The sequence below is a fragment of the Alphaproteobacteria bacterium genome (assembly GCA_016722515.1).
GTDB lineage: Bacteria > Pseudomonadota > Alphaproteobacteria > Rickettsiales > JADKJE01 > JADKJE01.
Map to the genome: position 1 here is coordinate 302,765 of JADKJE010000001.1, position 25,543 is coordinate 328,307.

The window sequence follows — 25,543 nt, forward strand, 5'->3', positions numbered from 1 at the left end:
CCATGTTATATGAAGAGGTCCAGCATGGCAATCAAAATATACTTAGGATTTCCACGTGAAATTTCATTGATTTCACTTAACATCTTGAAGTTTCCTTTTTGTAGAAGTACATTGACGAACATTGGGAGATTACATATGGAAATGTTAGCCGTTAAAGACTTATCTATTGCTTTTAAGACCAGTAGCGGTATTGCCAAAACCGTAGTTGGCAGTGCTTCTTTTACTCTAAAACGCGGAGAAACCTTGGGAATTGTAGGCGAAAGCGGTTCAGGTAAATCATTGACTGCCCTCTCGATTATGCAACTACTTCCCTATCCGAAAGCCTTTCATCCACAAGGTTCTATCGTATTTAATAACCAGGAACTATTAGACGCCAAACCATCTCTGCTCAGGCGCATTCGCAGCAAAAATATCAGCATGATCTTCCAAGAGCCCATGACAGCTCTCAATCCGCTGCACACGATTGGTCAGCAAATAGGCGAAGTGCTCTCCACCCATGAAGGGCTAATGGGCAAAGCCCTGGATTCTCGAATTAAAGATTTGCTATCGATGGTTGGAATGCAATCCTTCCATAATCGCCTCGGAGATTTTCCTCACCAATGTTCAGGTGGCCAGCGGCAACGCGTGGTTATCGCCATGGCGATTGCCTGCAATCCCCAATTATTAATTGCTGATGAACCCACCACGGCACTGGATGTCCATCTACGCAATCAAATACTTGAACTTCTCAAAAAACTCCAAAAAGAATTAAACATGGGAATGTTATTTATTTCCCATGATTTACAAATAGTCAAACATGTCTGCGACCGGGTTTTGGTGATGCAGGGCGGAAAAATTGTTGAAGAAGGCGCTGTAACTCACGTATTAGCCCATCCTGACCATCCGTATACACGCTCATTACTTGATTCCCAACTAACCATGGATGCGCCTGTTGTTGACGATACGGGGCAGGTTGGCCTTAGCGTTAAAAATCTGAGCGTGCGATTTCCTGGCAGAAGCAATTTCTTTGGCCGGACCATCGACTACCATACGATTCTTAATTCTATTCACTTAAGCGTTGATCGTGGCACATCACTTGGTATTGTTGGCGAAAGCGGCTCCGGTAAAACGACTCTCGCTCTGGCGGTTCTTCGTTTAATTTCATCTACTGGAGAAATAGAACTTCCTCCCTATGCACTACATTTACTGAATGAAAGAAAAATGAGGCCACTGCGCCAAAAGATTCAATTTGTATTCCAGGATCCATTTAGCAGTCTTAATCCGCGATTATCCGTAGGTGAAATTATCGCCGAAGGCATTCAAGCTCACCACAAACAAATAGATCTACAGCAACTTAATCAAACGATTATCAACGCATTAAATCAAGTTGAATTAGATGCAAGTTTTAAAGAACGTTATCCTCATGAATTATCCGGTGGGCAACGTCAACGTATTGCCATCGCCAGAGCACTTGCATTAAAACCGGAAGTGGTCATCTTAGATGAACCAACTTCAGCACTCGATGTCTCAACGCAAAAAAGAATTATTATTCTTTTAAGAAAACTTCAAATTGAACAAAGCTTAACTTTTATTTTTATTAGTCATGATTTAAGAGTTATAAAAGCACTTTGCCATCATGTCCTTGTAATGAAGGAAGGAAAAACGATCGAATATGGCGAAACAAAAAACATACTGCAGCAACCCCAAGCCCAATATACAAAGGAGTTAGTGGCAGCCTGTTTTGACAATGAACCATGAATAATTAACTAGAAAAGGAAAATGCCAGGCCTCAGAAAAAGCTACTTCAAATTCCTTTATTTTATCAGGTAATACATCTAATATCGCAAATTCCAGGATCATACCCTTCCAATTCAAGATAAGTTTTTAATAACTGCTCGGTATTTCTGCCGAGGATGGTTGATCATTTCAGGATGGGTGTAAATGAGCAACCCTTCACTTATCATAGGGTTTATTAACGTACGCACCAAATGCTTCTTGTCCGTTTTTCCTAATAACTCTGTAAGCTGATCAGCACTCAACTCCTGCCACATACATAGTTTCTTAATCATTGCCTTTGTCCTTTCTCTCCTCGGACTCTTGCCCAAATTATCCAGCTCGTTTTGGAGGTCAGGAGGTAGGTTTAACTGGTGTGTTTCCTCGTTCAAGTGGTGTGTTTCTTTGCTTAGCTGGTACCGATTCTCTTCCACCCTTAAAAGCCTCATCAAGGATCCAGCAACATAATAGGTAGTAGAACCCGGTCCTTTTTTCTCAAGCAAACCACTATCACGTAGGTGTCTCAAGTCGCTGCTAGCCGTTAACGTATCGACCGCATTGAGTTGGCGATACGTTTGGTTATCCACTGCACCAGACTCACGCACAAAGACAAGAGCTGTTTTTTGAGCATGGTTTAGATCTTCTACACCCAAGCTTGCAAGCCATTCAAGATCTTTAGGGGTCAAAAAATGGTGCAGTAACAAACGGGCGGTGAATTGATCATTTTCACGGTCGGAATCAAAAGTAGGCGGCGCAAAGCCATTTTTGATCCGTTGAACCGATACGCCGATACGCACCGCGAGGAAGACTTTTGTTCCTGATGAATACCGGCTTATCTGATTGTGGAGCCTCTGTTACATCAACGATAATCACTTTCTTACCATCGATATCTTCCGTTCGGATAGAAGGGCGGATGGGTTTATTGAAAACGCTGGCGCATTGTGAGGCAATATCACTAGATATCTTGTCTGCATCATCAATTCCTTTCACGGAGTAAAAAGGGTCATCCTCTTGCTTCTCTACCCCAATTAATATCGTGCCCCCCCCCCATTCCAGGTTCATTCAAGAAAGCGCAGACGGTTTCCAGTATAGAGGAACCAACACCCAATTTGGCTTCCACTTTCTGATGCTCGTCAATCTGGTTTAATTCTTCAATAATCTCTTTTGCCGTTTTCATGCGGCCACTCCTTTACGTATTTGCATAATTCCGTTTTGGATATTCTTGAGCAGACGAGACCAGCTTGGCCAGTATGATCATCTTAAGGATCTTAGTCAATTGGTCAGAGAAAGATAGCATACTCAATCCGGTTTCTGAATAATGAAATTCTATTTTAGAAGTTTCGGATACTACGCATAGAGTTATACCCATGACTACACAGTACGTTTAAAAAAAAGCCTTTTTATACATAATTTCAGTTAGAACCAGTTAGTTGTGACCAATACAACCCACCGCCAAGTATTTACGGAAACTGTTTTTCGGGCAGTTTTTTGGCTTAAGAAAAACCTTAGGTTTTCTGCGCCTCTCACGGTTCGCTCCTGACTTGAGAATGCAAAAAATTGGTGCATTCTTATTCTGAAGTACGGGTTTGAGAGTGCGTTATTATATTTTTCCGTACGTTGGAAAAGTCGGTACGGGAATTTTTAGTCAAGACAATTCCGTGGTTTGGCAATATACATGTAGCTGAGAGTTGCTATCTAACTACGCTAGGCGTTGTATTTTTGGTGGCTAATAACATGAGGTGTGAAATGATTGAATTACCAAAAGAGCTTAAGGCTATTCTTGATGCTACAGATTTTGAAGATGGTGGCATAGAAATTATAGCGATGGAGCTATTAGGAAATGATTTAAATCTAAAGGTTGAATTATGGGATGATTTAGATGGGTTCCCCAGGCAGCAATGGAAGCTAGAGTGCCGCAGCGTCAAGGATTACAAACTCCAGCCAAGCAATAAAGTTGGTTTGGAAGTAATTACCGAGCACCCTTTATTGTTTCCGCATAATAAAGCTCAATCCGAACTCTTCTTTAACGGCACTACAGATAAGCTAAAAGAGCTATTAGCTGATTTAGTGATAGCCCATAATAAAATTGTAGGAACTTGGTTTTCTCTTGAAGATTTTGTTCACCAAATGCCTTGCATTACACATGTCCCTTATATCAAAAATAATGATTTTAAATTTGGGCTTCTAGCCAAAGGCCCAGATATAGTGATGCAAGAATATCTAAAAGTAATAGATCAGTATAAGATACAAGCAAATATTATTAATCAACGAGAGTCTAAAATCTGGGATGGGGCAACTTGGGTCGCATCTACTAATGACAATGTCGTACTATTTGTTGGCGATAATTATTTTATTACCAACTCGATTCAAGTAACAAATATTTCCTAATCGTCGGGTGATGTATCTTACCGTTTGAGATAATAATATTTCCCATTTCTAGTTTGCCAAATATGCTGTGCCGAAATACCGGAGATCTTTGTCGCTGACATCTCTCGCATTTCGTCTTGAAGCGAATCCATAATCGCTTCAATAGAAAGATAAAGTCGATTTCTGAACACGTGTCTTTTTAAATATCTCCACCTACGCTCTACAGGGTTTAGCTCTGGTGAATAAGGCGGAGGGTGCATTAATACGATATTGTCTGGTATTTCTAAGTGTTGGGCGGTATGATATCCTGCTTGATCCAGGATAAGCACAGCCATATCGTCATGCAGCTCTTCTGAAAGATGCTCCAAATAGATGTTCATCATCTCGGTATTAACATATGGCAGAAATAATGAGTAGTGTTCGCCTTTAATAGGATCCAAAGCGCTATACGCGTAAAAATTTTCATACCCAATCTTATGGTTAAATGTGGGCGTTGAGCCCTTCTTAAACCACCCTTTTCCTTGATCCTGATGAAACCCAAATCTGCCTTGATCAAAATACAAGAAACGGATATCAGGATTTCTTTGGCTTAGCTCTGCTGTTTTTTTTAAACTGTTCTTGAGCTTCAGCATCACCTTGAACCTGCTTCGGTTTCGCTCTTTTAAATGAGTACCCCTCTTTGCGAATAAAAACCCACAATGTGTTGATGCCCATCCTGATACCAAACTCATCTTCTATCGATTGCCTTAATTTCTCAAGTGTCCAATTGATATCTCTGCCTGCGTGATTGCGTCCCGTGTCAACCCATTTTTGGGCTTGCGTGGCCTATCTTCTAAACCAGCAAGACCTTCTTCGCTAAAGCGCTTAACCCAAGCTTTTATCCGACTGCGATCAATTCCTATCACCGAACTAACCACATTTAATGAGTGATGCCTCAAGCTCCTAATCGCCTGCAGTCGCCATGCAATCCGGCCAGATAAACCAAGACCTTCGAACGCTTCGTCAGCCTTTAATAATAAGTCAGCATCAATATCTTTTACTTTACGTCCCATAACGACATCACAATACACATTGTTTGGTGTGTTGGCAATAGGAAATATTATTACTTCATGCCTTCATGAAATGTCCTGGTTAGCAATATTTCTAGAGTTCATAAAACGACAACACATATGGTGTATAACATAGAATCAAATTTTAAAGATTAGATAATTATATGAAATTCAATGATGCCTTTTATTATAATCAAGCAATTGAGGGTAAGCTCTACAGCAGACTCGCCCCAGGCGACATCGATGTTGGCCGGATTTTTAAGAGAAAGCCATATTACCGCAAAGATGCTGGGGGTTTCATACAAAAACCCAAAACATTAATATTTGCTGATTGGACCTTTAACTATTGGAATGACTGGGAGAGGCTCCATGCGGTTAAAGTAATGGAAGAATGGTTAGACCAAGGCGGGAAAATATTAGCCTGGTTTGGTAGCGGATCTACTGATGGACCATTAGGGCATCTTACGAAAGAATGGCTTGCCAAGAACAGGCACACTAAATGGGATACAGAGTTAATATATCTTTCACCCGAAATCATGAGAAAAAAAGCATGTGAGCAATACAAAATTGCCTATGATGAACTTCATGTGTTGGATTATTATTGGCTTAAGAACTGGAATGTAACAGATAAATTGCCTAAATATTATATCGATAAAAGATACAGGTTTCAAGACAAAAATACCCAGAAAATAATCGATGAACATAACGCAAATGTACCACATAAGGAGGGTTACCTAACATATTCACGTGAAGATTATCTTGAGCTTAACCTTGAGTTTAATAGTGATGGATTAACAGATTCTCGCCTGGAGTCGCATTGGCCTTATCTACAATATACTAAAGAGGTTACCATCAAGTGCAAAGGTGAATTATCTGAAGAGGTATTAGTCAAGCTATTGTCTCAATCACCTAACATTGAATCGTTTATATATGAAGGCTATACATTAAAAGATTCACAATTAAGGAAGATCCTTAGCTTATGCCCAGGGCTAAAGACACTCCGTCTCCGCATCAACAGACTATCTAATACACAGGGGTTGGAGGGAATAGAACTGGATCATCTTAAAGTTCTGACAATAGAATCATATCCACTGACCGATTCTAAAATATTCGAAATTGACGAAGTTATTATACAACAGCTCCTTTCTGCGAGCCCACGATTAGAGCTCATAGACCTTAATAATGTGTTAGGGTTTACGGATAGCAGCCTGGATAAAATTAAACTAGAAAACCTTCAAGTTATTAGTTTTAGTAATTGTAATATTACCGCCAAACAATTAGGCGCACTTCTTGCCCGTTCACCGGTCAGAAGTCTGACTGTTAAAAATTGTAACAATCTAGGAAGTACTGATTTACTAGAGCTGAAGCTAACACATCTTAAAATCTTATTCGCATCAGGTAGCACCATTAGCGCCCAACAGTTACAAGCACTACTTGCCCATGCAAAAGTCAAGGAATTGAGTATTAGCGATTGCAAAAAACTGGTATATGCTGATTTTTCAGAGTTTAATCTAACACACATTGAAAAGTTAACTATATCAAATAGCACCATTACATCCCAGCAATTATGTGCACTTGTTGCTCGTACGCAGCTCAGATTTTTGGATATTATACATTGTATGAATCTTGGTAATGCTGATTTGCCAGTGCTGAAGCTAACGCATCTTGAATATTTATATATAGCATATAGCACCATTACACCGCAACTACTAGGTGCGCTTGTTGTCGATTCACCCGTCGCAGAACTTAAAATTATAAGTTGCGAAACTCTGGGAGATGCTGATTTGCCCGCATTGAAGCTAACGCATCTTAAAAACTTATACATACAAGATAGCACTCTTACAGCCCAACAATTGCGTGCGCATCTATCGCAAGCAAATGAATGTGAAGTAGCTATAGTTAATTGCGAAAATTTTGATGATAATATAATAGATGAATTTAAGAATGAATTTCCAAATTTTAATTTTTATTTTAGTCCCTATATACCTTCCTCTAAAAAAGATAGCATATATCAACCCTGCAACCCAATACATACACCATCAGAGCATAGGAATTTTACTCCGCACGATCCAAACAAGCCATTTGAATTCAAAGGACAAAACAAAACCTATAATCAAAATATGATTATTGAGAAGTTATCTCAGTATTTAACACTCACTAATTACAGGACCAATATTATCCCTCAAATTCAAGATGGGATATGTTCAGCTTTATCGAATTTATTTATTGAAAATTGCAATATTTTTTCGAATGAAATTAAGGCTATTCAACAATGGAATGGCTCACTAGAAGCACTAAATTCTTTAAATGAAGATAATAAATCAAAACTAGAAAATGCATTTAAAAGAATACTATCATACATAGACAAATATCAGCTATCTAATACAAGAACACCAACCAACTACCTTGGATCATCTGCAAGGTCTTTCATTAAGGACGTGGCCAATTCACTTTCAAACAGTAATTATTTGATACTCTCAAATCCATGGCATGCTATTTCTGTTATGTTGATTGAAAAAAGTTGGTTCGTCTATGATCCAAATTACGTGAATGGATGTAAAAAGTTTGACACATTTGATGGTGCATACAAAGCTATTACTGAAAGCCTTGGCTCTTTGATTTTTGTTGATAGATCAGGAATACAACTTCTCCCTGAACTTGGCAAACCTATCGAAAATCCCAATGATTTTATGCGTGATGGCGGCCTGCTTGTATTATATAAAGCTTCTTGGTCTGATGTCGAACAACTGTTAGAGCTTATGAAGGGTTGTCAATTAGATCATAACGGGCTATCGGGTCTGTTTCTTCGCGATCTCATGGGTTTTCCAGCCTGGTATCGAGGGCTAACCTCTCCTGATATTGGTGTCAAGAAACTAACCCAACGCTATCTCCTGCAATTGCTAAGACAAGACAAACAAGCTATCCAAAAATTAGAGAAGAGTTTTGAAGCCATACCCCAAACGCAACGCCTTTCTGTTAAAGACATTCTGGTACAGCAAGATACCACTAGAAAGAGACTAGCAACAGAGATGGAGCGTTTTCAAAAACAAGCATTGAAAGCCCAACAACACCAGGTGCGCAAAGAACATTACCAAAACCAGCTTTTGCGTCCGATTAAAGACAAAACAGTTGAGGAAGTCTCAACCTATTGTCAGCAATTACTGAATCCCCAGAAAATGCTGAAGAATAATACTATACGGCGGACTATGGCCATTGAGGTGGAATCTAAGCCATCAACTTTTTGATTTGCAATTGCTGTTAGAACAAGAATGTATCAAAACAAACCGCCCCATTTTTATTGTTCAATCCCCTGATGATTTGGTCTGTTCTTCGCCTTCTGTGAAGCAGCAAGATGGGATATATGGTTTGATTGTTAGTCCTCCTTCGGGTCCATTGGTGGATTTTCTCAACACCTATAAAGATCAGCGGCCGGTGCTAGTGGTTAATTATGACAGTTTTCAAGCTGATGAGATCGTACAGTTTAACAGTCTTTTAGATAAAGTGCGGCACGTGGATGGCTTTGCCATTCCCAAAGATACATTAGTGTTAGGATTGATCAATGGCGGGAATCCGCTGGCTTATCGCGGTGCAGACTTTTTAGGTCGTTTTGACAGCAGAACGCGCTGTCGTTTAACGGCACAACAATTCGATGATTCAGTCTCTGCTTTTATGAATGGCTTGTGGTACAGCGAGGAAGATACAGTTCCATACGTGATCGATTTATTTAACACGCCATATTGGAAAGAACAACTACTTGGAACCTGGCAGATTCATGGTAATCAGCTGATTTTTAAAGAAGGCGAGTTAGCGGCAGCACTTGCTAGCAAACAGCCCATTGAGCTTAGGAATGCGCCATTTCATAAGCCAGAATTTGTTCATTTCTGGCAACAGGCGCAATTGCGTCACAAAATAGAGCATGATGGTCGTGTTATACCGTTAGAGGATCCGCTGGTTATTCTTGCAGAGCATGGCTATAACTGGGAGTGGTTGAACAATCAAATCTTATCCACGTACGAACACAAATATACCTTACAGGAGCCCCTATTAAATCCAACCTCCTTTAATAGTTTTTTTAGCCAGTATCAGTATGATGAAAAAGAGCAAAGCTTGCATACCTTGCCAGGGTTAATTGAACAGCATTGCGGTGGTGTTCTTCCCGTTATCCTGACCCGTACTCTCACCAATGACCAAGTGTCCAGGTTATTGTCTGAATGCCACAAACACCAAGTTCAGTTGTAGCCAATAGTACTGGGTATGATTCGGTGAAGTTTGGGGCACCCATGACCTGGCAGTCACCTTCCCATACATTTATCGCAGAGAGCAATGACCTAGATACGCTTATAGCGCTAGAACTTAGCAAGTCATCAGATAGGACATACCGCATTATTGATGTATCGGAATTAAGCAGTGCAGATTTATTGACCAAACAGGATGGGTATTATGATAATGAGCAGCAGCGTTTTATCTTTAAAGAGACTCCAGGAGCATTATTAGAAGCACTTGATAATAATGAGAACATCATCCTCAAGGGCAAATTCTCCCCTGAGTTGTGCGATAGTCTTGCCCCGTTATTGATGGATCGCTACAATAATCCATACTTACAAAATCAATTGAAGCTGATCAGCGATGGCCCGAGTTATTTACGCTATATGTTTTTTTACGGAGCCAATATCGTGCCAGACAACAAACTGATGGCTCTCCATGAACAAGGGGCAACTATAGAAATTATCCAGAAACTCATCTCGCAACTCGCCCCTGAGCAACTAGCGTCCGAACCGCTGAGCAAACTGCAGGCAAGGCTTCGTTACTTGCAGCTTCATCCTGAAGGGCATAGTGATAATGCCTGGATAGGGGTTTATTCATTGCCGCAAGAGCTGGGCGTGAAGCCGTATGATTTGCAAAATAGTGAAGCCATTACCAGCAGTTTTACGCAAAATCGGTTGCAGCAGGTAAACGAGGTGTTGGCGCACTCTCCTTTTGTGTTACTGACTGGCCATACGGGAGTGGGCAAAACAACCTTTGTGCAGGAAGCATTGTTTAGCAAAGGCCAAGCTGGGCTGCATCAAGGTTTAGCGAAACTTAGCGACTGGGCAAAAGACAAAACAGCTGGACGGAAAGTATTGTTTATTGATGAGGCCAATATTACCGCCAAAAACTGGAGTGTGTTTGAAGGGTTGTTTAACAATCCCCCATCCATAGTAATTGATGGGCAGTATCTTGAATTAACGACAGAACATAAAGTGGTGTTTGCTGCTAATCCTCTGAGTTATGGTTCAGCGCGGACATTACCGACCTTATTCCAGCGTCATGGTAATGCGGTGTTATTTGAGCCTATGCCAGTGGAAATGATTTACGAAACGCAGCTTAAGCCGCTATTTAAAGGAACAAAGCTTGCGTCACAGTTGCAGGAATTGGCAAAAATCTATTTGGATGTTTACCAAACAGTATGTGGATACTCAAAGTCAGAGATTTTATTATCTCCACGTGAAATCCAGCAGATGGCTCTTCTGACCTTGGCATATTGCAAAAGACGTGGGGATAAAGCAGATCCGATTCTAGCAGCGACACATTATGCATATCAGGTAGCGTATCAACATGTACCGCGCAATCAAAGTGTAAAATTTAATGATGAGTATAAACCACAACGAAGACTACCACGTGCGCGAATCAAAGGTCTTCCCGATGACTACATCATGACCTCATCTCGTAGGCCAGTGATGTATTTGCTTAATGATATAGTAAATCTTAGGTCCTTCAAACGTGCCAACCCAGGACAAGTAAGCTGTGCGGGTCTTGGGGGTGTAATTCTGGAAGGTAAACCAGGTGTAGGCAAAAAGCGAAATGGTGATTGGTTTGTTGCAGTCCAAGGGCTTAGTCAAAGATCAAGACTATTTCATGATACCCGCGAGTATGCAGCTGAGCGAAAAACGCACCTTACTACTAAAAGCCTTCCATGAAGGAGCTGTGGTGGTTATGGATGAATGTAACAGTGCCTCGATGATGGAATCGTTACTGAATGCATTACTCAACGGTAAGACTCCAGACGGAAAAATGCCAGATACGCCAGGCTTTACCGTTATTGGTACGCAAAATCCAATCAGTATGGCAGGACGCACTGCGCAAAGTAACGCATTGTCGCACCGCCTGATGAGCGTTGATGTGCCTGAGTATGGTAAGAAGGAAGTCAAACATATCTTGAGCGACATTAAACAGTTTACAAATGAAGAAGCAAAAGCAGCCAGTGAGGTGTATGTTGAGCTAGCGAGTAAAAACACCATCAGCTTTAGGGATCTGATTAAGGTTCAACCTTGTCCTGGGGTGAGCCGCCACATTCACGTTTGAAGTGCAAACCTCTGACATTTTTTTAGGAATGCCTCATGAGGAGTTATCCAATTGAGTTTTTTGCGTGGTGTTAGGTTATCGTTATCAATGGTTTCATTGAAATCCTCCTTGTTGTATGTGTGAATGTTCGTTTTTCTGGGTAAGTCTCTTCGCAGTCTTCCATTGGTATTCTCAACGCCGCCCTTTTGCCATGATGCATATGGGTCGCAGAAGAAGGTTTTGATGTCCAGTGCTTTACCCCATAACTGGTGACGGGTAAATTCACCACCATTATCCAAAGTCAACGACTTGCGTGCTTTTTGAGGTGTTTTGGTTATCAGGAGATGGAGTGAATGTTTGCTTGGCTGAGGGCGGTTTTAAACGCTTGTTTATATTCAGAATCATTATTAATCCTGGATCTTGATATTGTTTATCACGCGGCTGCAATTGGCTTCCATAGTCCTTTAACAGATTTAAAACAAGGAGGCGATCTAAGCTGCTTATCGCATTATAAAGCTTATGGTGGATTTTATTAGCTGCCCGTTCAACTTGCCTTAACCGGGATTCGCTCATGGATTCCCGATCAATCTTCACCTCTTGGATGGTGCTATTTGCCTCAAGGTTTTGGTGATACCATTAAAAGTAGCTTCCGATATTTTAAGATTAAACCCCTGGATCTTCCCAACTGGATTAGCGGTTAGGATTAATACTGACAAGGCCGATTGAGGGTTTGTTCTCAGCGCTTCTGTGACTGCCAGCAGATCGCTGCCATATAGTTTATTGTCCTGAAGGTTCAGCTGTTGCAGGGTACTATTTGCCTTCAGCATCGGCACAAGACAGGTAGTAATGGCTTCAGACGTCATATGATTACCTATAAGACTCAGGTAAGTCACTGAACGATTAACCTGCAAGGCTTTAAAAAGCAGGCGGTATTCCATACCATTTTGTTCAGCTCCGCCAATCGGAGAGGCTGAATTATCAAGGATAATCGCTTTAATTGAGCATTCAGGCGCCTTTAATTGCACGCATAATTCACGTAATTCTTCTTCATCAACAGGGGTGTTGGACCAATTAACTTCAGAATTCTCAAGCATTTGTTCACGCATAAATGGATTTTCCTCTAGCTATTACAACCAATATTAATAATTAAGAAATAAATATATGCAACAATTAAAATATGAAGTCAACAAAATCAACGCCTGACGCAGGCCTCTATGACATGGTTTTTATTATTGGGCCCGATTTTTCTGAGAAAAAATAGCTGAAACAATACAGGCCGCCTGCACCCATAAAACCTCAGAGGTTGATAGTTTTTCCTATCTTATCATCGGAAATGGAAAAGATTATGTAAGTGAAAATGAACTTAAATCTTTAAAAGGGCGCATTGGCCCTGGTACTCAAATACATCTCATGGCGCATGGTACGGTTCAAAATAAAAAACATATTATACAGCTGTTGAATGAACAAAAGCTTATGCACACATCTGGGGTATTTGATATCTTAGCTCAGTGCGCCGTAGATGCCCCTACTGCCTCTCCCCTTAACGGTATGCAGCTTTCACTCAAGAGCTGTTATGGGGGCATGTCTGTTTTGGATGGTGAACGTTTACCGCATTATTGTTCACTAATAACCCAAGGCGGTAAAGAATATCCTACTCATGCGCAACAGGGTCGTGATAGCATCGTCCACGCCATCCACACCTATGATCCTTCACTCTCCGTGCTGTCTAATTTTGCTGAAGATTGGACTACCACCCCGGAGACGCACACACTAGTGCTGGGACATTCCAAACAAACCATAAGCATGCGTGCGCCTCATAAACACCCATTAGGAACTATGGAAGCTGTAAAATTATATTTAGAAAACACACAAAGAACTGACTATTTGGATTGGTGTAAAAAACTCTCTACATCGACATCGCAAGAAGAAAATTTAATCAAACAATCGATCCAATACGTCAATGAAATAAAAATAAGTGACGCAGCAGCTCATACATACCTGGCAAACTTAGATATCTTTCACTGCTACGTTCGCAAAAGACCTTTAATCGATTTTCTTGATAAAACAGGTAGACATCCCGATCAGTTGCATCTGAATCGCACTTCTTTACTTGCCATTTTTTCAGATAAAGGTCTCTTACATGAATGCACTACGTTACTTGAGCGTGGAGCTAACCCTAATTGTTTAACTAGAGAGGGAGACTCACTGTTACATCACGCCATCAGACATGACAATCTAATGTTCTTTAATACTCTGTTGCGGTATGGCGCTTCTACAGATAAGGAGTTTAACGGGAAAACCTTATTTGCCTTCGCACACGATAATGAGAAAGCCAATTTTGCTGATGCTCTCATGCAATATAAGTTATTTCCCCTTCATTGGTCGATACGTAACCAATTTGATGAAAAAACACAGGAATATCTCAATTTATCCAGTATATCCAGTAATCTGGATATACAATTTGCCCCTAAAAACCAAACATCTCTGCATGTACTTGCAAAACAAGGAAAAACAAATATTGCTGAGGTTTTTCTGGAAAAAGGAGCCAATCCCAACATCCACGACAGCAAAGGGCGTACACCACTCCATATAGCAGCTATGAAAGGTCATGCAGACTTGGTAACCTTACTGATTGAAAATAAAGCAGATTTCAATGCACTGGATAATACGGGACATACTCCTTTATATTATGCAGCTGCTCACGAGCAAAAAGAAATAGTTAATCTCCTCACATCTTATAATGCAAGCATGGATATAGGCTGGGGAGATAATAGCAGCCCCCTGCATTATGCAGTAAAGAATAAAATGGTTACGCTTGTCGAGGAGTGTATAAGGCAACAGCTTCCCCTCAATGGCAAAGATGAGGATGGCTACACCCCACTCCATTTAGCCGCCAAAAGCGATTCAGGGACGATAATAGATCTGCTCTTGTCTGCAGGAGCAGACGTTAATGCCACCACCGGCATGCCCACCGCCAAAAATACCGGCATGACGCCTCTCTATATAGCATCATGCTACGGTAAACTTGAGGCAGTCAAGACGCTGGTATCAGCTCACGCAGACATTAATAAGCCTGATCTCAACGGGCGGACTCCATTAGACCGCGCGCTCTATAATAATAAACTTGACGTAGCGGATTACCTTCTCACGCAAGATGGAATACAAATAAACCAACCGGCTCATGATAACTCAACCCCTTTACATCAGGCATTGCGTTCCTCTAAAAATTTTAGCATGGTAAAGCCACTTCTGAAAGCAGGGGCAAATCCTGCACTTGCAGATAAAAACGGCGTAACCGCACTCCATCTCATAGCTCAAAGAGGATCGAAGGAGACGTTAGAGGAAGTACTTCAAACCATCAATAAAGACGCGATTCATGCTAAGGATAGTAAGAACAAAACTCCCCTTAATTATGCAGAAGAATCTAAAAAAAATTCTGAAGAATCTAAAAAAAATGCTAACGAAAAAGTAAAGTTGTTAAAAGAATACTATACTCATAAAACCATATCGAATGAATCTCAATCAGCAGCATTGCTCCCTAAACACCCCCCACATCCCCGAATTAATAAGGGTCCTGAGCATCCTGGTGAAAGAGGAATGAAGTGATTGATAAAGAATAGACGGTAGCTTTCTTCACCCCTAAATCCGCGATGATATAAAAAGTATCCTTACCCCAATAAACACTGGGCCTGTTCTTCGCCACCCCGAGCTCCACTTGCATGCTGATGAGCACTGACATAACTTCCGTCGGCGAATACCCCACTCCGTATCAATTTCACCTCGTAGCTCAAAAAAAAATTCTCCCACAACCCTTTCGCAGCCCAACGGTTAAAGCGATTATAGGCTGTTTTCCAGGGACAAAATTCCTCGGGAACATCTCGCCAGGGAGCTCCTGTACGAAGCTTCCATAAAATGGCTTCCATAACTGCACGATCATTGTCCTTTGAAGTTGTTCCCAGATTGAATCGCTTAAAAATTGTCGCACCATATCGATAATTTCTTTAATCTTATAATTCAGGGAGATAAACGATATTGCAGCACCAATCGCTATGATCACCAATGAGAAAATATAGACCTTATACCGCATCAAAAGCGAGGTAAGGTAAAGGGAGAGTTTGGCTGTATTAGCGGTGTTATTTTGATTATTCATATCCACTGTATACCTTAATGGTTCTCATAATTTTATAAATAAGCTCTGTTTTAGGACAGCTTGCTAACAACCTCATCCACAACGACTCTAAAACTTCCTGATTTCTGTCGAGGATGATTGATCATTTTCGGGATCTGAATCAAACGCCGTGGATGAAAAACCATTCTCTTTCATGAGGTTACCATGGTACGAAACCGCTAAGGTTTTTGTTTTATTGCTCATTCTGTGCCTCCGCGTTTAGACAAAGTTCGTGCAGCTTGGCTTGGAGCAGTTTTTTATCGGGTAGTTGCAGTTGATATTCGGCAATCAGCGCAGGGGATAGGTTACGGGATAAGGCATATTCCACCACTTCATCATCTTTATCGCGGCAGAGTAACACGCCAATGCTGGGATTTTCATGCGGTTTTTTTACATCCCGATCCAGCGCTTCCAGATAAAACCCAAGTTGCCCCAGATGTTCAGGTTTGAATGCACCAATTTTTAACTCAAACGCCACCAGAGCGGATAAGCCTCGATGGAAAAACAGCAGATCAATAAAGAAGTCCTGGTTGCCCACCTGCAGGCGATATTCTTCGCCTATGAAGATGAAATCTCTGCCAAGCTCCAGCACGCACTGCGTCATTTGGTACACAAGGGCGCGTTGCAGGTCGAGCTCGCTATGCGCTTCGGGTAACCCTAAAAATTCAAGCACATAGCTGTTTTTGAAGTGATTGCCGATGGTGGGGTGCAATTCTCTCGCCAGTGGTGAGAGTTTTGGGTTGCTGAGTTTCGTGCGTTCAAAAGAAGCTGCATCAATCTGTCGTTCTAATTCCCTAACACTTAATCTTTCTTTGACAGTAAGACGAAGGTAAAATTCACGCTCTTCCTTGCTTTTTAGTGTCATAATCAATCGGTTATGGCTCCACGGCAATTCTCTCCACAGTGTGGCGAGTTTTTCATCCTCCCGATAAGTCTCATAAAATTGCTTCATGCGCCAGAGGTTCTTATCGCTGAAACCTTTAATAGTAGGGTCATTTTGTGCGATAAATCTTGCCAGTTCCGTTACCACACCCTTGCCCCAGCCTGCGCTTTGTACGCGCTGGCTAATGGTTTCGCCAATATGCCAGTAGAGTTCAATCAATGCGGTGTTTGCTTGCGCAAAAACGCGTGTGCGCGTTTGCTGTATTTGAAGCAACACACTCTGAAAGTCCTGCGTGTGAATAATGTTATTGCTCATAAGCGTTCAATCCCGAAATGTTGCGCCCGTGGGCAAATTTGCTCAATATCGGGATGAGGTCTTCCCTCAACTCCAGCTCCTTCTGCGTGCGTGTTTTCCAGCCCAAGCCCTTCCGTCTCATTGTGAATTCTCAGTGTTGCAATCTGATATAAGGAAAATACGATAAATTCTTCTCAAGATAAAGCCCTTTGTTCTAATCCCACTTATGCAGTCACGAGTATCCATCCGGCGCATATTGCATAAGAACGAATGGTGGTTCTCTGTCGTGGATATTGTCCGCGTGTTAACTGACAGTCCTGATGCTGGAGCATATTGGCGAAAGTTAAAACAGAGATTAAAAGAAGAAGGAAGTGAAGTCGTGACATTTTGTCACGAGTTGAAACTAGAAGCTCCCGATGGAAAAATGCGTAATACCGACTGCGCCAACACAGAATCCCTCTTTCGCATCATCCAGTCAATACCTTCCCCTAAAGCAGAACCTTTCAAGCGCTGGTTAGCCAAAGTTGGCTATGAACGAATTCAAGAGATTGAAGACCCTGAACAGGCCAGCAAGCGCGCACGCGCCCTTTACAAAGCCAAAGGTTACAGTGATGACTGGATTGAAAAGCGGATGCGCAGTATTGCCATTCGCGAAGAGTTAACCGATGAGTGGAAAAATCGGGGCATTCAGGAAAGTAAGGAGTTTTCTATCTTGACTGCAGAAATTTCAAAGGCTGCATTTGGTATGACTCCATCCCAATATAAAAAACATAAGAGCTTAAAGCGCGAGAACTTACGTGATCACATGAATGACCTTGAGTTAATCTTCTCCATGCTTGGTGAAGCATCCACCTAAAGACACAAAAGGCTTCAGGGAGAATTACTCTGCGGCGCAAGAAGGTGGAACTATTGCTGGCAATGCACGGAAAGAGCTTGAAGAAAAAAGCGGTTGTCCTGTCATAAGCAAACAGAATTATCTGCCACCACAAGAAGAACACCCCCAAAAGCTGGCAGTAAAAAAGTCATCGGGCAAAAAGAAATCTCAGAAAAAAGCAAAGAAGGATTCATAAGGCACCCAGAAACAGCACCCTAACCGTATGTAGGAGGCCAACTATCTCAGGATGTTAAGCAAGAAAAATGTTGCAACACTTTTGTCCTTTACACCTGCAATCATTTTATGCCATCCTATAAATAGGATCATCGGAGTACAACCATGAAGCACAAACATTATTTGTTATCCTTGTAAGCCTCGGGTCCTCCCTGGCAACGAAGCGTATGCGGGGAGCAAAGCTGCCCTACTTCGCTAGCGACAAAACAAAAAAACAGGTTCGCAGTTCGCACAGGTACGCACCACCAATATCATCCCAAACCTAGTAATTCAGTGCGTTAACAGATGATGATCCTTCTCATTCACGTGCGAATTTACCGCCTCTTACGCAGAAGCAGGAAACGATATTCATTTACTCGCCGATGCCGACCACAACAACACAGGCGGCATTACCATAGAAGCTGGTAAGGGTTATGAATCCAGCTACGTGTATAAAAAGGACAGCGGTTTCACCGGCGGACTTTCTGGCATGAGTTTTGGGGTGAGCTACCAACAAACCAAAGACAGGATCAACAGCTACCAGGAAACCTTACTACCCTCGATGATGGTAGCCGGCCATGACATTACGATGGATGCCAGTGATGATATCAACATTCTCTCTAGCGTCGTGAATGCTGGCCATGATGTTATCCTCAACAGCGATAATAACATTAACCTGTTGGCACTGGATGCTGATAACAGCTACGCCGAATCGCATAAGATGACTAGCATCGGCGTAACCGTTGCCATCCAGGAAGGATTTACCGGCTTGATTGATTCTGTAAAAGGGCTAGGCGATAAAGGTTCTGGCAGCTATGCAGGAATCCAAACGGCAGCAGATGCGTTTAAGGGAGCATCCCAATTTGCATCCATGTATAAGGCCAGTAGTGGTTTTACCGAACCAGGACAATTATTGCCCAGCATTTCTCTCAGCCTGGGAATCTCAAGCAGTTCCTCTAAATATGAAACCAGCGGCAGCAATTTTACGCAAACCAACATCACCGCCGGTCATGATTTTATCAGCCATAGCGGTAAGGACACGACTGTAAAGGGAGCGAACATTCTGGCACAGAATGTGAATATGGATGTAGACGGCGACCTCAACGTAGAATCAGTACAAAACACCCAGGAAACCAGTAAAAGCGAACATAGCGGCGGCATGAGCGTGGGTATTAGTTATGGTGTTAACGGCATGTCAGGAACTTTTGGGGCTAATGCCTATAGCGGCAGTGGTGATGGGCACAGGAAGTGGACGGATAATGTCACATCGATTATTGGCACGAAATCTGTTGATATTGATGTCACCGGTAAAACAACCATTACCGGCGCCATCATCGCACAAGCAACTCCACAAGAAGACGGCACTTACATAGACGGCGGCAACCTCACCTTAAACACAGGCTCACTGGAAGTGAGCGATTTAACCGATGAAGATATCTGGCATTATGAAGGCGCTGGAATGGCCGTTGGCTTTGGAGGCCCTCCAGGACAACCGGTCTTTGGATCAGGTTCTAACTTATCCTCATCCTATACCCCATCCTTAAAGATCGAAGATGACACCAAAATCGGCGTCACCCACGCCACCATCGGTGCAGGAACCATCACCATAGCAGGCCAGGCGGCAACCGATGGCCAACTGAATGGCGTTAACCGCGATGTAAACAAGGTTCAGGAAATCCTGGTGGATGAGCATGATCATCTAGATATAGAAATCCCGCTGAGTGGGTTTAAAGATGAGGCAATTTCAAAAGTGTTAAAATAAGGGAAAAAGATCAGGAATGCGCTAATAGCATTTCCGAATCAATCCCCCTCCCTCCAAGAACAAGAACCCCAACACCTTGATATGCATGAAGGTAAACCGCAAAGAACATGCCGATGTACCTGCTGAACTCATGAAGTGGGGATGGGGTGGTGGCAGGAACCTGAAGGGGGTTGTGAAGCAGAGGAAGGAGGAAGCTAACCTACACTCCGTATCAGCCACTTAATCGAATATGCAGCAGCTATCACCATCAATAAGCTGCCACACCGCAGGGCGATGAACCATGCCCATTGCTTAGCTTTGGGGTGGGCATTTAACCAGTCGCGGCTGCGTTTAATACATATGTTCATGGCTGCTTTTGCCTCGGAAAATGTAATAGCAATATCCCGTATAGCCAAGAATCAGCGGCAGCAGTGGCGCAACGCCGCATAGCATTAGCGATAATCCTGGTCCCGAACACGCCATAGGCCGTATAGGGTTGTCTGCCGATTTCGGTGACAAACCAACCTGCAAGCAACGCGATAAAGCCTGTTGGCATCATCAACATCCACCAGCCATGCAGCCAGCGCGAGGTAAAGAGCTTTCCCCTAAAATACTGCACGGCACTGACGGCACCAATGAAAATCATCAGCATTCCCAATCCCACCATTACGCGGAAGCTCCAGAACACCCATGCCACGGGTGGGCGATCTTCTTTCGGAAAGTCTTTTAGCGCAGGAATTTTACCCTTCGCATCGCCTGTTAGCACCCAGCTGGCACCACCAGGGATAGAGATGCCATATTTAGTTTCCTCTGCGTTTTGATCTGGCCAGCCGAACAGGTAAAGCGGTGCAGCTTCGCGGTGCTCCCAGTTGCCTTCCATTGCCGCTACTTTGGCGGGTTGATGTTCCATCGTATTTTCGCCGTGCATGTGGCCAATGAATAATTGCGTAGGCGCCACCAGCGCGGCCATAGTCGCTGCCATGCCCAACATAATGCGTGCTTGCGGCACATGACGCTTATTCCACAGGTAAAATGCGCCGACGCCACCCACCACAAAAGCCGTGGTGAGATAGGCCGCTGTCACCATATGCGCAAAGCGATACGGGAAAGATGGATTAAAAATTATTTCCAGCCAGTTGGCAGGCATCAAACGGCCATCTTCGGCAATGGTAAAGCCTTGAGGGGTTTGCATCCAGCTATTGGCCGATAGAATCCAAAACGCTGACATCAGTGTGCCGCCAGCCACAATACAAGTTGCTACAAAGTGCATCCTCTCGCTGACGCGCCCCCAACCAAAAAGCATGATGCCGAGGAATGACGCTTCCAAAAAGAATGCGGTCAGCACTTCAAATCCAAGCAATGGTCCGAGCACATTCGCTACGCGGTCAGAGAAAATCGACCAATTAGTCCCAAATTGGTAGGACATCACCACACCTGACACCACCCCCATGCCAAACGCTACGGCAAAAATCTTAACCCAGAATTTGTAAATGTCGTGGAAACGTTTATCACCTGTTTTCAGCCATCGCCATTCTACCATGGCAAGGAAGCTCGCTAACCCAATCGTGAAGGCGGGAAAGACGATGTGGAAACTTACCGTGAAAGCAAACTGGATACGAGCGAGTAGGATAGGATCAAATTCCATGATGTGACTTTATTTATTCGTTGAAATTCCCAGTGGCACATAAGCAGGACACCAGCGCACAATGCCCGTAAATAATGGCACAATCCCCACAGCACCCCACCAGTTTTGCAGAGCAAGGCCGAAGCCAATAATAACGAGTCCTGCGATGATACGCAGTACTCTATCTGTTTTTCCTACATTGCATTTCATAAAGCTCTCCTTACGCTTGTGTTGTGTGTATTTCTGAAAACTGCTCAAAGGCTATCAGCGCATCAGCAGCATACATGGCAGAAGGTCCGCCCCCCATGTAGACCCCCATACCCAATACTTCTTCAAATTCCTGCCTCGTTGCGCCAAGCTCTACAAGTGCCTTGGCATGAAAGCCAATGCATCCATCACATCGAGTGGCTATACCAATGGCAAGTGCAATGAATTCCTTAGTTTTCTTATCCAGCGCACCGTCTTTTGTGGCGGCTTGCGCCATAGCAGAAAATCCCTGCATCGTTTCAGGAATATCTCTGCGCAGCACCTTTAGACTGCCGCTGATACGCTTGGTGATGTCGGGGTATGATTTTGTCATAAATGCCTCTTTGGGAGCTTATAAAATGCCTATTGATTATTTTAGCATGTTCTAATATAATGTCAATATGAAAGACAAAAACATGCAATCCAGTCTCGAAGTGATGCAACATAACGCTGCCAAGGCGGAGGCAATGCTTAAGTTGCTGGCTAATGCTAAGCGTTTGATGATTCTTTGCCATTTAGTCAAAGGCGAAAAATCAGTTGGCCAATTAGCTGATTTGGTTGGTCTATCGCACTCCGCTCTCTCTCAGCACCTTGCTAAAATGCGCGATTTGAAGATGGTAGAGCCTGATAAACAAGGGCAGATGGTATATTACCGCATCAGCAACCCAGAGGTGGAAGCCATTTTATCCACGCTGTACCTGATTTACTGCAAGTAGTAAAAAAATTTAACCAATATATTAGTAATAGCTAAAATAAAAGGAGAAGATGATGTCAATAAAAACAATAGATGCAGGCACACTTAAACGCTGGATGGATAGTGGTGAAGCCGTGGTGGTGGATGTGCGCGAGCCAGCCGAACATGCTGCCGAGAAAATTCAGGGTGCAACCTTGTTGCCGCTAGCTACAGTGAATAAAACTGCTTTACCCGAAGCTGGTGGCAAGAAACTCGTCATCCATTGCCATTCGGGAAAGCGCAGCATGAATGCCTGCGAAAAACTACTAGCTGAAGACCCCAACCTTGAAATCTACAATCTTGAAGGTGGTATTTCTGCATGGGGCGCAGCGGGGCATTCTGTTGCATCGTCGGGCAAGTTTTTTCTGCCGCTGGATCGTCAGGTGCAACTCACCATCGGACTTGGCGTGCTGATTGGAAGCCTGCTGGCGTATTTTGTGAACCCTCTATTTTTCTTGCTCACAGGATTTTTCGGCGCAGGGCTGACCTTTGCAGGGCTTAGTGGATTTTGTGGCCTTGCCATGGTGATGGCGAAAATGCCATGGAACCAAGTTTCTGATACATCTGCCACTTCATGCAGCGTGAAATAACATGATATCACTTGGCTACATACTGGCAATCGTGATGGGGCTGACTCTGGGCTTAATTGGCGCGGGTGGCTCCATCCTAACTGTACCGATATTGGTGTATCTGCTCGGTGTGAAGCCAGTTGTTGCCACTGGCTATTCATTGCTGGTGGTAGGAAGTGCCGCACTTACAGGCGCACTCCGTTATTGGCGAAACGGTTTAGTGAACTTCAAGGCAGCTGCTGTGTTTGCTACACCTGCGATGATTACCGTGTTGGCAACTCGTACCTACATCGTGCCGGCAATTCCTGACCCTATCGCGGGTATCCCTAAAGATATTTTTATCATGATGCTGTTTGCTAGCCTTATGATTTTGGCGGCAACATTCATGTTAAAGCCCGTTAAAGTAGAGCCTGACCGCTCTCATGTGTTGGATGCTAGCCGTATCATTAAGCTGCTCTCTGGCAGCGCGGGGGTTGGGTTACTTACTGGTATGGTGGGGGCTGGAGGCGGCTTCCTGATTATCCCCACCTTAATCGCGTTGTTTGGCTTGCCCGTAAAAGAAGCCATCGGCACGTCGCTTGCCATCATTGCCATTAACTCACTGGTAGGATTTCAAGGTGATATTGCTTCCGGCATATCACTCGAATGGCATCTTCTTGGACTATTCATCGGCCTGACACTGTTCGGAATGTGGATCGGCACAACGCTTGCCAAGCGCATGGAAGGCGAGAAAATCAAGAAACTTTTTGGCGTGTTCACGTTGCTGGTTGGCCTTGCGGTACTGGCAGAGGAATTACACACGCTGCTTAACCAATAACAAAGGATAATACCATGAAAATAGAACATTTCTTTGACAAAGATACCGCCACTTTCACTTATGTGGTCAGCGATCCAAAGACCAGTAAATGCGCCATCATCGACTCGGTGCTGGATTACGATATGCACGCTGGCAAAACTACCACCGTATCGGCTGATAAGGTAATTGCCTATGTGTGTGAAAACAATCTGACTGTAGAATGGATTTTAGAAACCCATGTCCATGCCGATCACTTGACCGCATCGCATTACCTCCGCGAAAAACTCGGCGGTAAGATTGGTATCGGCGAACATATCAAGGAAGTGCTGAAATTCTGGGTGCCGCTGTTTAATACCTCGCATGACACATCATTGGACGGTTCGCAGTTCGATCATCTGTTCAAAGATGGAGAGGTCTTTAGCATAGGAACTATCGAGGTAAAGGTAATGCACACCCCAGGGCATACTCCTGCCTGTCTGACCTACCTGATAGAAGACGCTGCATTCGTCGGCGATACAATCTTCATGCCGTATGTCGGCACGGCACGGACGGATTTTCCCGGGGGCAGTGCACAAACGCTTTATCACTCAATTCAAAAACTGTTATCACTTCCTGAAAGCACGCGCATTTTCACTTGTCATGACTATCCACCGCAAGGTCAGCCAGAGGGATATGTCTCCACCGTAGCCGATCAAAAAACTAAAAACAGCATGGTGCATGACGGAGTAAGCGAAACAGAATATGTCGTAGCTCGTAACGCCAAGGACAAGGGTAAAGCTGTGCCGCGCTTGCTGCTACCCTCCATTCAGGTGAACCTGCGCGCAGGTGATTTTGGTAAGGCAGAAAACAATGGCGTGCAGTATATCAAGATTCCATTGAATAAGATGTAATAGTTTTATCTATCAAGAACGCTACGCATAGCGTTATATCCGTGACAGCAAGATACGGGTTTTGAGAGTGTTGTTTATGATGGTGGTTGGGTTATAACGAGGGTGTTGCGGCGCTAACTACCCTCAGCCAGCCTTCAAATGCCAGAAGAAGCCTTCTCTAGTACGCAGACCTTGGAAGTATCCTGAAGTTTTCTAGGTGTTGTGAAGGCTAATCAGCGGGTTAATCATTTCTTGTAATACTGCTGGATTATTAGTAGATTAACCTGAAATTGGAGTGGTTTTAGGCGCAGCTTAATTCTCTTGCACAAGTTTTTCTCCGCCGAGGCTGTGCACTCGTGAGAGAATAAGTGCACAGCTATCTCCAGAGAAAAGTTTGAGGTAGGAATATATGGACGACCAATTTTGGGGACAAATAGTTGCAGCAACCATTGGTGGTGCAATAGCCGCGGGAACTGGATGGTTTATAGATTGGCGTCGAGAATCAAGAAAATTTGATAAGGCGCGTGCGCTGTTAATAACAGGTATATGCGATGACCTGCAACACTCACTGGTGCTTTTTGATAAAGTGTCTGATGAGTATCAAAAAACGCGAATAATTTATTTCGCAACTCTCAATGAGCTAAAAGAATCAAGGCATGTGTACCAAAATAATAAGGACTGGATAACCGTTTTTGATGATGGTGACCTGCGTAAGCAAATATTCAAGTATTACCTACAGAGTAACGATGCGATTAGCATGTTGGAATTTAATCAACGTAGAAAATACGAACTGGAAAATAAGCACAATGAACTTGTGACAAAGATAAAATCTGAAAATAAAACAATGTCAGACGAAGATGCTGGCAGGCAGGCGCTTAGCTATATGGTAAAAGAGAATAATGAATATATGGATTTGAATAATGTACGACTCCCTGAGTCTGTGGCAAAGCTGAGAGAATTCAAAGCGACAGCCGAGAATATAATCGTAAAACTAAAAAACATGCAGTGAGTCAAAAGAAAATTTCTTATGATGATGGGATAGGA

At 43.1% G+C, this 25,543-nt stretch carries 26 protein-coding genes and 2 pseudogenes; 14 read left to right on the forward strand and 14 right to left on the reverse strand.

Features of this window, described 5'->3' with window-relative positions; genetic code table 11:
* Window positions 1–135 precede the first annotated feature (135 nt).
* Window positions 136–1,737: an ABC transporter ATP-binding protein gene (locus IPP74_01310; protein ID MBL0317937.1), complete on the forward strand. Its 1,602-nt coding sequence runs from the start codon at window positions 136–138 to the stop codon at window positions 1,735–1,737.
* Window positions 1,738–1,850: 113 nt separating this feature from the next.
* Here IPP74_01310 and IPP74_01315 read toward each other — a convergent pair whose 3' ends face one another.
* From IPP74_01315 to IPP74_01325, 3 genes are read right to left on the reverse strand one after another with little or no spacing between them, the layout of a single operon-like run.
* Window positions 1,851–2,549 (reverse strand): hypothetical protein, encoded by a 699-nt coding sequence (locus IPP74_01315; GenBank protein MBL0317938.1) that lies wholly within the window; start codon window positions 2,547–2,549, stop codon window positions 1,851–1,853.
* Window positions 2,491–2,814, reverse strand: a complete 324-nt coding sequence (locus IPP74_01320) for an ATP-binding protein (protein MBL0317939.1) — start codon at window positions 2,812–2,814, stop codon at window positions 2,491–2,493. The genes IPP74_01315 and IPP74_01320 overlap by 59 nt, the downstream gene beginning before the upstream one ends.
* On the reverse strand, window positions 2,756–2,929 hold the full coding sequence (locus IPP74_01325; GenBank protein MBL0317940.1) for a hypothetical protein: 174 nt from the start codon (window positions 2,927–2,929) through the stop codon (window positions 2,756–2,758). Before IPP74_01325 ends, IPP74_01320 begins: the two co-directional genes overlap by 59 nt.
* Before the next feature lie 569 nt (window positions 2,930–3,498).
* On the opposite strand from IPP74_01325, the gene IPP74_01330 reads away from it, so the two are divergent.
* The gene (locus tag IPP74_01330; protein ID MBL0317941.1) at window positions 3,499–4,140 is read left to right on the forward strand and encodes a hypothetical protein; all 642 of its coding nucleotides are present in this window, start codon (window positions 3,499–3,501) and stop codon (window positions 4,138–4,140) included.
* 17 nt (window positions 4,141–4,157) lie between these two features.
* Here IPP74_01330 and IPP74_01335 read toward each other — a convergent pair whose 3' ends face one another.
* Both IPP74_01335 and IPP74_01340 read right to left on the reverse strand, forming a co-directional pair.
* Complete coding sequence (locus IPP74_01335) at window positions 4,158–4,850, reverse strand: IS630 family transposase (GenBank protein MBL0317942.1); 693 nt, start codon at window positions 4,848–4,850, stop codon at window positions 4,158–4,160.
* 15 nt (window positions 4,851–4,865) lie between these two features.
* Window positions 4,866–5,171 carry a helix-turn-helix domain-containing protein gene (locus tag IPP74_01340; GenBank protein MBL0317943.1) on the reverse strand — a complete coding sequence of 102 codons (306 nt, stop codon included), beginning with the start codon at window positions 5,169–5,171 and terminating at the stop codon, window positions 4,866–4,868.
* Window positions 5,172–5,332: 161 nt separating this feature from the next.
* Here IPP74_01340 and IPP74_01345 point away from each other — a divergent pair, with 161 nt between their 5' ends.
* The 4 genes from IPP74_01345 to IPP74_01360 are packed head-to-tail and all read left to right on the forward strand — an operon-like array spanning window position 5,333 to window position 11,510.
* Window positions 5,333–8,413 (forward strand): hypothetical protein, encoded by a 3,081-nt coding sequence (locus IPP74_01345; GenBank protein ID MBL0317944.1) that lies wholly within the window; start codon window positions 5,333–5,335, stop codon window positions 8,411–8,413.
* Window positions 8,414–8,420: 7 nt separating this feature from the next.
* The gene (locus tag IPP74_01350) at window positions 8,421–9,407 is read left to right on the forward strand and encodes a hypothetical protein (GenBank protein ID MBL0317945.1); all 987 of its coding nucleotides are present in this window, start codon (window positions 8,421–8,423) and stop codon (window positions 9,405–9,407) included.
* A 41-nt stretch (window positions 9,408–9,448) separates the two neighbouring features.
* Window positions 9,449–11,125, forward strand: a complete 1,677-nt coding sequence (locus IPP74_01355; GenBank protein MBL0317946.1) for a hypothetical protein — start codon at window positions 9,449–9,451, stop codon at window positions 11,123–11,125.
* A 16-nt stretch (window positions 11,126–11,141) separates the two neighbouring features.
* Complete coding sequence (locus tag IPP74_01360; GenBank protein MBL0317947.1) at window positions 11,142–11,510, forward strand: hypothetical protein; 369 nt, start codon at window positions 11,142–11,144, stop codon at window positions 11,508–11,510.
* On the opposite strand, the gene IPP74_01365 is transcribed toward IPP74_01360, so the two are convergent.
* From IPP74_01365 to IPP74_01375, 3 genes are read right to left on the reverse strand one after another with little or no spacing between them, the layout of a single operon-like run.
* Window positions 11,501–11,830, reverse strand: coding sequence for an IS30 family transposase (locus IPP74_01365; GenBank protein ID MBL0317948.1), 330 nt, complete (start codon window positions 11,828–11,830; stop codon window positions 11,501–11,503). The two genes, IPP74_01360 and IPP74_01365, sit on opposite strands and share 10 nt — an antisense overlap.
* Window positions 11,781–12,062, reverse strand: a complete 282-nt coding sequence (locus IPP74_01370) for a hypothetical protein (protein ID MBL0317949.1) — start codon at window positions 12,060–12,062, stop codon at window positions 11,781–11,783. The genes IPP74_01365 and IPP74_01370 overlap by 50 nt, the downstream gene beginning before the upstream one ends.
* A 17-nt stretch (window positions 12,063–12,079) precedes the next feature.
* On the reverse strand, window positions 12,080–12,595 hold the full coding sequence (locus IPP74_01375) for a hypothetical protein (GenBank protein ID MBL0317950.1): 516 nt from the start codon (window positions 12,593–12,595) through the stop codon (window positions 12,080–12,082).
* 367 nt (window positions 12,596–12,962) lie between these two features.
* Here IPP74_01375 and IPP74_01380 point away from each other — a divergent pair, with 367 nt between their 5' ends.
* Window positions 12,963–15,095: an ankyrin repeat domain-containing protein gene (locus tag IPP74_01380; protein MBL0317951.1), complete on the forward strand. Its 2,133-nt coding sequence runs from the start codon at window positions 12,963–12,965 to the stop codon at window positions 15,093–15,095.
* A gap of 80 nt (window positions 15,096–15,175) precedes the next feature.
* Here IPP74_01380 and IPP74_01385 read toward each other — a convergent pair.
* Together IPP74_01385 and IPP74_01390 are read right to left on the reverse strand one after the other, a co-directional pair.
* Window positions 15,176–15,477, reverse strand: a pseudogene (locus IPP74_01385) (transposase).
* 373 nt (window positions 15,478–15,850) lie between these two features.
* On the reverse strand, window positions 15,851–16,855 hold the full coding sequence (locus tag IPP74_01390; protein ID MBL0317952.1) for a DUF1016 family protein: 1,005 nt from the start codon (window positions 16,853–16,855) through the stop codon (window positions 15,851–15,853).
* A gap of 205 nt (window positions 16,856–17,060) precedes the next feature.
* Between IPP74_01390 and IPP74_01395 the strand changes: the two are divergent.
* Together IPP74_01395 and IPP74_01400 are read left to right on the forward strand one after the other, a co-directional pair.
* Window positions 17,061–17,904: pseudogene (locus IPP74_01395) on the forward strand (Bro-N domain-containing protein).
* A 465-nt stretch (window positions 17,905–18,369) separates the two neighbouring features.
* Window positions 18,370–19,683: a hemagglutinin repeat-containing protein gene (locus IPP74_01400; GenBank protein ID MBL0317953.1), complete on the forward strand. Its 1,314-nt coding sequence runs from the start codon at window positions 18,370–18,372 to the stop codon at window positions 19,681–19,683.
* A gap of 194 nt (window positions 19,684–19,877) precedes the next feature.
* On the opposite strand, the gene IPP74_01405 is transcribed toward IPP74_01400, so the two are convergent.
* From IPP74_01405 to IPP74_01420, 4 genes are read right to left on the reverse strand one after another with little or no spacing between them, the layout of a single operon-like run.
* Window positions 19,878–20,030 carry a hypothetical protein gene (locus tag IPP74_01405; GenBank protein ID MBL0317954.1) on the reverse strand — a complete coding sequence of 51 codons (153 nt, stop codon included), beginning with the start codon at window positions 20,028–20,030 and terminating at the stop codon, window positions 19,878–19,880.
* Window positions 20,027–21,310 (reverse strand): cytochrome ubiquinol oxidase subunit I, encoded by a 1,284-nt coding sequence (locus tag IPP74_01410; GenBank protein MBL0317955.1) that lies wholly within the window; start codon window positions 21,308–21,310, stop codon window positions 20,027–20,029. Before IPP74_01410 ends, IPP74_01405 begins: the two co-directional genes overlap by 4 nt.
* Before the next feature lie 6 nt (window positions 21,311–21,316).
* On the reverse strand, window positions 21,317–21,496 hold the full coding sequence (locus tag IPP74_01415; GenBank protein ID MBL0317956.1) for a DUF2892 domain-containing protein: 180 nt from the start codon (window positions 21,494–21,496) through the stop codon (window positions 21,317–21,319).
* A 10-nt stretch (window positions 21,497–21,506) separates the two neighbouring features.
* Window positions 21,507–21,866: a carboxymuconolactone decarboxylase family protein gene (locus tag IPP74_01420; protein ID MBL0317957.1), complete on the reverse strand. Its 360-nt coding sequence runs from the start codon at window positions 21,864–21,866 to the stop codon at window positions 21,507–21,509.
* A 103-nt stretch (window positions 21,867–21,969) separates the two neighbouring features.
* Between IPP74_01420 and IPP74_01425 the strand changes: the two genes are divergently transcribed.
* The 5 genes from IPP74_01425 to IPP74_01445 all read left to right on the forward strand — a co-directional run bounded on the left by IPP74_01425 (window position 21,970) and on the right by IPP74_01445 (window position 25,508).
* The gene (locus IPP74_01425) at window positions 21,970–22,248 is read left to right on the forward strand and encodes a winged helix-turn-helix transcriptional regulator (GenBank protein ID MBL0317958.1); all 279 of its coding nucleotides are present in this window, start codon (window positions 21,970–21,972) and stop codon (window positions 22,246–22,248) included.
* Between the two features lie 52 nt (window positions 22,249–22,300).
* Window positions 22,301–22,855 carry a rhodanese-like domain-containing protein gene (locus IPP74_01430; protein ID MBL0317959.1) on the forward strand — a complete coding sequence of 185 codons (555 nt, stop codon included), beginning with the start codon at window positions 22,301–22,303 and terminating at the stop codon, window positions 22,853–22,855.
* 1 nt (window position 22,856) lies between these two features.
* Window positions 22,857–23,651 (forward strand): sulfite exporter TauE/SafE family protein, encoded by a 795-nt coding sequence (locus tag IPP74_01435; GenBank protein ID MBL0317960.1) that lies wholly within the window; start codon window positions 22,857–22,859, stop codon window positions 23,649–23,651.
* Between the two features lie 14 nt (window positions 23,652–23,665).
* Window positions 23,666–24,520, forward strand: a complete 855-nt coding sequence (locus tag IPP74_01440) for an MBL fold metallo-hydrolase (GenBank protein MBL0317961.1) — start codon at window positions 23,666–23,668, stop codon at window positions 24,518–24,520.
* A 388-nt stretch (window positions 24,521–24,908) separates the two neighbouring features.
* Complete coding sequence (locus IPP74_01445) at window positions 24,909–25,508, forward strand: hypothetical protein (GenBank protein MBL0317962.1); 600 nt, start codon at window positions 24,909–24,911, stop codon at window positions 25,506–25,508.
* Window positions 25,509–25,543: the final 35 nt, after the last annotated feature.